The organism is Vibrio sp. V01_P9A10T6 (genome assembly GCF_963877065.1).
Lineage (GTDB): Bacteria > Pseudomonadota > Gammaproteobacteria > Enterobacterales > Vibrionaceae > Vibrio > Vibrio anguillarum.
The window spans coordinates 1-5,648 of the sequence record NZ_CAWNTB010000070.1; the positions used below are offsets into that span (position 1 = coordinate 1).

Sequence of the window (5,648 nt, forward strand, 5' to 3'; positions counted from 1 at the left end):
TATTGAGACTGAGCATTTCACAATCAGTTCCATCTTAAAGCCATTTTTTTCAATTTATTTTTAAAATATTTATCTTTCATTAGCTTACTTCTATTTTACTCTTCAGCTCCGATCATTTCGTAAAAATGTGATGTTAATTGCTTGTTAATCAATTGTGTCGATAGTATATTTCAAACACCTGTTTGATACGAGTGATTGAAATGGCACCAAGAAGTAGTACCAAAGAAAAAATCCTAGATGTTGCAGAGGGATTGTTTGCTGAACATGGCTTCAACGATACATCGTTACGAGCTATCACCAGCAAAGCTGGAGTAAATCTAGCCTCGGTTAACTACCATTTTGGTGATAAGAAAACGTTAGTGCGTGCAGTGTTGAATCGTTATTTAGAAGCATTTATGCCAGCCGTTCAACAAGCGCTGCAGGAGTTAAACTCCCAAGATGAATATCAAATGTCGGAAGTGTTTGAGTCATTGCGTACACCATTACGTGCGTTGAATGATGTTAGGCCCAACGGTACCAGCCGTTTTATGTTGTTGATTGGTCGCGGCTATACCGATGTGCAAGGTCATTTGCGTTGGTTTATCACCACACGCTACAGCGATGTATTGTCACTGTTTACTCAGTCAGTGATGAAGGCGAACCCAAAACTGACGCCTGAAACTCTATTCTGGCGTTTGCACTTCACGTTAGGCACGTGTGTTTTTACCATGGCGTCGAGCCAAGCATTGGCTGAGATTGCCGAAAGTGATTTTGGCAACCAAGTGGATGCCAAAACCGTCGTCGACTTACTTATTCCTTATTTAGCCGCCGGCGTTGCGGCTGATTAACCCAATTAAATCTATTATAAGAAGTAACAATCCAAGCGAACAAAAGGATCTGATCATGAGCTCTCTACGAAGAAAATGGATAAGCGACCCCGCCTTTAAACTGTTTAAGCAAGTTTTGCCTCCGTTATCGGAGACAGAAAAAGAGGCGATGGAAGCGGGCAGCGTTTGGTGGGATGGTGAACTGTTTTCAGGTCGTCCAGACTTTACCAAGCTGCATCATTACCCAAAACCAACCTTGTCAGATGAAGAGCAATCTTTCATTGATAATGAGTTGGAAACGCTGCTGTCCATGTTAGATGACCATAAAATCGTGAAAGAAGATCGCGACTTGCCAGCGGAAGTGTGGACGTTTCTGCGTAAAGAGCGTTTTTTCTCTTTGATTATTTCAAAGGCCTACGGTGGTCGTGAATTTTCCGCACTCGCCAACTCCACCATAGTGTCACGGATTGCGACGCGCAGTATCAGTACCGCTGTTACAGTGATGGTGCCAAACTCGCTTGGTCCGGGAGAGCTTCTCTCTCACTACGGTACACAACAACAGAAAGACTACTGGCTTCCTCGCTTAGCTGACGGTACGGATATCCCTTGTTTTGCGCTGACCGGGCCAGAAGCAGGCTCCGATGCTGGCGGCATTCCTGATCAAGGCGTAGTGTGTTACGGCAAGCACGAGGGCAAAGAAGTCCTTGGGATTAAACTCAGTTGGAATAAGCGTTATATCACGCTGGCTCCGGTTGCAACTGTGCTAGGCCTAGCTTTCAAACTCAGTGATCCTGAAAAACTTCTAGGCGATAAGCTCGATATCGGTATTACCTGCGCGTTGATCCCTGCTAATCACAAAGGCGTGGAAATTGGCGAGCGACACGATCCACTCGGCCTTGCGTTTATGAATGGCCCAACGCGTGGTCAAGATGTTTTCATCCCGATGGATTGGCTCATCGGTGGTGCTGACTATGCGGGTAAAGGCTGGCGCATGCTGGTGGAATGTTTGTCGGCAGGGCGTGGTATTTCATTGCCCGCACTTGGTACGGCGATTGGTCACTTAACTTCGCGCACGACAGGTGCATACGCTTATGTGCGCAAGCAATTTGGCATGTCGATTGGTAAATTTGAAGGGGTAGCTGAAGCATTGGGCCGTATCGGTGGCTTAACTTATTTGCTTGAAGCGACACGAACCTTAACCACAACCTCGCTAGATTTGAAAGAAAAGCCGGGCATAGTGACTGCCATTGCCAAATATCATATGACAGAAATTGCGCGTACAATTTTAAATGATTCGATGGATATTCACTCTGGTCGAGCGATTCAAGATGGACCAATGAACTACCTCGGAACACATTATCTCGGTATCCCGGTCGCAATTACGGTTGAAGGGGCCAATATCCTAACTCGCAATTTGATGATCTTTGGCCAAGGTGCCACTCGCTGTCACCCTTATGTTTTGAAAGAGATGGAAGCGGCGGCTAATCCTGATACAGAGCAAGGCGCGAAAGATTTCGATAAGCTGTTGTTTAAGCACATTAGCCACGCGACCAAAAATACCTTTGGGGCACTCGGTGCTGCATTAACGGGTTCGCGCTTTGTCAAAGCGCAGATGAGCGGCCCAACAAAAGCGTATTACCAACAGTTGACGCGCATTAGCCGAGCACTTGCCGTGAGTGCCGATTTCGCTATGTTGACGTTAGGTGGCGATCTTAAACGTAAAGAGATGATCTCAGCGCGTTTAGGTGATGGTTTGAGTTATCTGTACATGGCTTCAGCGACCTTGAAAAAGTATGAAGATGAAGGCCGCCAACAAACCGATTTAGATTACGTGCACTACGCGGTGCAATATTGTTTGTACCACGCGGCTAAATCTTTGCAAGAGGCGTACAGCAACTTCCCCAACAAAGTGGTTGGGCGCTTACTTAAAGTATTGGTCTTCCCTTTGGGCAACCATTATGACAAACCTAGCGATGAGCTGTCGGTCAAACTGGCGGAAAGCTTAATGACTCCTGGAGCACATCGAGATCGTCTCACTCATCTTTGCTACATTGGGCCAGAGGAAGACGATAGCGTTGGCTTGATGGAAAAAGCATTTTTGGCGATGTACGGTATCAGTGCACTTGAGCGCAAGCTGTTCCGCGCAGCCAAAGAGGGTAAAATTGCGCGTAAAGGTGTCCTTACTGAGCGATTAGCTCAAGCCTTAAGCGAAAATGTGTTGACTCAAACTGAAGTAGACCAAATTTTGGCCGCAGACAAACTGCGTTATAAAGCGATTCAAGTTGATCACTTTAGCCATGACTTGAGCGAGGTGATGACTAATAAGCCGGGAAAGCCAAAGCTTAATCATGTCGCCTAGTCGCGAATATCGTCACTAAAAGTGTGACCATATATCAGGGCATCCTAGTCGGGTGCCCTGATTTTTTGAGCAACGAGAGATCCAACCACTTGCAATTTCTGCCTGTTTTTAAAGAAATAGGGTGAGATCTTCGAGCGAAACTTTTATCCTAGCGGAGATTTTTGAAGGAAGTTGAATATGATCATCAAACCTAAAATTCGTGGATTTATCTGTACGACAACGCACCCTGTGGGTTGTGAAGCTAATGTAAAAGAACAAATTGCTTACACCAAAGCACAAGGCCCTATCAAAAATGCACCGAAACGTGTACTTGTTGTAGGCTCATCCAGTGGCTACGGCCTTTCGTCTCGTATTACCGCCGCTTTTGGTGGAGGTGCTGCGACCATCGGTGTTTTCTTTGAAAAACCGGGCACGGACAAAAAACCAGGCACCGCCGGTTTTTATAACGCAGCCGCGTTTGACAAGCTTGCTCACGAGGCGGGTTTGTATGCTAAAAGCCTAAATGGTGATGCATTTTCTCACCAAGCAAAACAGAAAGCGATCGAGCTAATCAAACAAGACTTAGGTCAAATTGATATGGTGGTTTACTCGCTTGCTTCACCAGTGCGTAAGTTACCTGAAACTGGCGAACTGATTCGCTCATCATTGAAACCGATTGGCCAAACATACACCGCGACAGCGGTTGATACCAATAAAGACATCATCATTGAAGCCAGTGTTGAACCTGCAACTGAGCAGGAAATTGCAGACACGGTAACGGTTATGGGTGGTCAAGATTGGGAGCTGTGGATCCACGCACTTGCTGAAGCTGGCGTATTGGCTCAAGGGTGTAAAACCGTGGCTTATAGCTATATCGGTACTGAGCTAACTTGGCCAATCTATTGGGATGGTGCGCTAGGTAAAGCGAAGATGGATTTAGACCGCGCCGCATCGGCACTGAATGAACAGCTTTCTGTATTAGGCGGTACGGCTAATGTGGCCGTTCTTAAATCGGTTGTTACTCAAGCCAGTTCAGCTATTCCTGTTATGCCTCTTTACATCGCAATGGTGTTTAAGAAAATGCGTGAGCAAGGTGTACATGAAGGATGTATTGAACAGATCTATCGCATGTTTAGCCAACGTCTTTATAAAGAAGACGGTAGTGCGCCAGAAGTGGATGAGCAAAATCGTCTGCGTCTGGATGACTGGGAACTGCGTGAAGATATTCAAAAGCATTGCCGTGAGCTTTGGCCACAGATCACTACTGAAAACCTAAAAGAGCTGACGGATTACGTTGAATACAAAGAAGAATTCTTGAAGTTATTCGGTTTTGGTGTTGATGGCGTTGATTACGAAGCCGATGTCGATACTGAAGTGGCATTCGATGTAATTGATATCTAATCCATTGGTGTCACAGTGACACAATAAGATGTTCTAATCTCAAAGGTCTAGCCACAGTGCTAGGCCTTTGCCGTTATGGAGGGTAATACAGCATTATTCACCCTTAACAGCATTTTCTCGATCAATGAAACGGTTGCTGTTTCCCTGCAACAAAAAATACATCACAGTGGTGCTCGGCCGCTAATTGCTTGAGTAGGTGTTGGTTGATAGGCTCAATAGTATTTGACGCGATTATCGCACTGGCATTTCCGGAGCGGATAGCTTTAATCACAATCTCTAATTCCGATAACGTTTGAGAGGGTTTCATGTGGATCACTCTGTCGCAATGTATATTGAAAGAAGCAAACTGTTCATACTGTGGTCGAGGACATTCAGAGGTGAATAAGATCCACTGCTGTTGGTGCTGGGATAGCTTAGCAAGCTTTGACATCATGGCTTGTTCAATCGTATTGACTGAGCGATGGGCATTAGCTAAAGGGTACTGAGCTGATAGTTGAGAAGCGAAATTTACTTGAAGCATAACACTGTCCTTTCATACATGCTGTATGTGTGTACAGTATTTGAGTTGTAGATACTGATCAAGTTTTTTTTGCTGAATTTATCAGCATAACCAAGCTTGAATTCGTTAGATTTTGTTTTAATTTATTGATTAATAACTATTTTTAGCAAGCAATTAAATTGTTCAAAGATAAAGCGCCGTTGTCTGTTTTGTGATCAATGTAAGTATCCTAGTAACAGTGTCTCGTCACTAATTAGATAAGTTATCATAGTCGCTGAAATGGGTGTGCTTTAAAAATAGGCAGTAAAAAAGCGCCGTGTTGGCGCTTTTTCATGTATAGCTATTGATGCCTAATGTGACAGTGACTGTCGATCTCGAAATGCTTGCTCTGCAATATTAAACTGCCTGACATCCATGCGCGCAAACTCATTGCAACTTTCACATGAGTGGTGCGATTTCCCATCAATATATTCGTGTTTTATTAATAGCTTTGGTTGTTTACACCAATCGCAAATACCTTCAATCGTAAACATGTTTTCTCCCCACCTAGAAGATTTAGGTGTAATTTTCGCGGCGCATTATCCCATATAAAAGAGAATTAAGT

General features: G+C 44.6%; 5 protein-coding genes. 3 read left to right on the forward strand and 2 right to left on the reverse strand.

Annotated features, from left to right (window positions below):
- Positions 1–200 precede the first annotated feature (200 nt).
- From AACQ21_RS04070 to fabV, 3 genes are all read left to right on the forward strand, one after another.
- On the forward strand, positions 201–827 hold the full coding sequence (locus AACQ21_RS04070; protein WP_038220157.1) for a TetR/AcrR family transcriptional regulator: 627 nt from the start codon (positions 201–203) through the stop codon (positions 825–827).
- A 55-nt stretch (positions 828–882) separates the two neighbouring features.
- Positions 883–3,165 (forward strand): acyl-CoA dehydrogenase, encoded by a 2,283-nt coding sequence (locus tag AACQ21_RS04075; protein ID WP_105976886.1) that lies wholly within the window; start codon positions 883–885, stop codon positions 3,163–3,165.
- A gap of 177 nt (positions 3,166–3,342) precedes the next feature.
- Complete coding sequence (gene fabV, locus AACQ21_RS04080) at positions 3,343–4,545, forward strand: enoyl-ACP reductase FabV (RefSeq protein ID WP_026028134.1); 1,203 nt, start codon at positions 3,343–3,345, stop codon at positions 4,543–4,545.
- Positions 4,546–4,666: 121 nt separating this feature from the next.
- Here the strand turns inward: fabV and AACQ21_RS04085 are convergent, their stop codons facing one another.
- Positions 4,667–5,065, reverse strand: coding sequence for a hypothetical protein (locus AACQ21_RS04085; RefSeq protein WP_017045220.1), 399 nt, complete (start codon positions 5,063–5,065; stop codon positions 4,667–4,669).
- A gap of 329 nt (positions 5,066–5,394) precedes the next feature.
- On the reverse strand, positions 5,395–5,577 hold the full coding sequence (locus AACQ21_RS04090) for a hypothetical protein (protein WP_010319035.1): 183 nt from the start codon (positions 5,575–5,577) through the stop codon (positions 5,395–5,397).
- Positions 5,578–5,648 lie beyond the last annotated feature (71 nt).

What these genes read in the sequence shown, in the direction of transcription:
- AACQ21_RS04075 (WP_105976886.1), top strand. Translation starts at nt 883, where the DNA reads ATGAGCTCTCTACGAAGAAAATGGATAAGCGACCCCGCCTTTAAACTG.
- fabV (WP_026028134.1), top strand. Translation starts at nt 3,343, where the DNA reads ATGATCATCAAACCTAAAATTCGTGGATTTATCTGTACGACAACGCAC.
- AACQ21_RS04070 (WP_038220157.1), top strand. Translation starts at nt 201, where the DNA reads ATGGCACCAAGAAGTAGTACCAAAGAAAAAATCCTAGATGTTGCAGAG.
- AACQ21_RS04090 (WP_010319035.1), bottom strand. Translation starts at nt 5,577, where the DNA reads ATGTTTACGATTGAAGGTATTTGCGATTGGTGTAAACAACCAAAGCTA.
- AACQ21_RS04085 (WP_017045220.1), bottom strand. Translation starts at nt 5,065, where the DNA reads ATGCTTCAAGTAAATTTCGCTTCTCAACTATCAGCTCAGTACCCTTTA.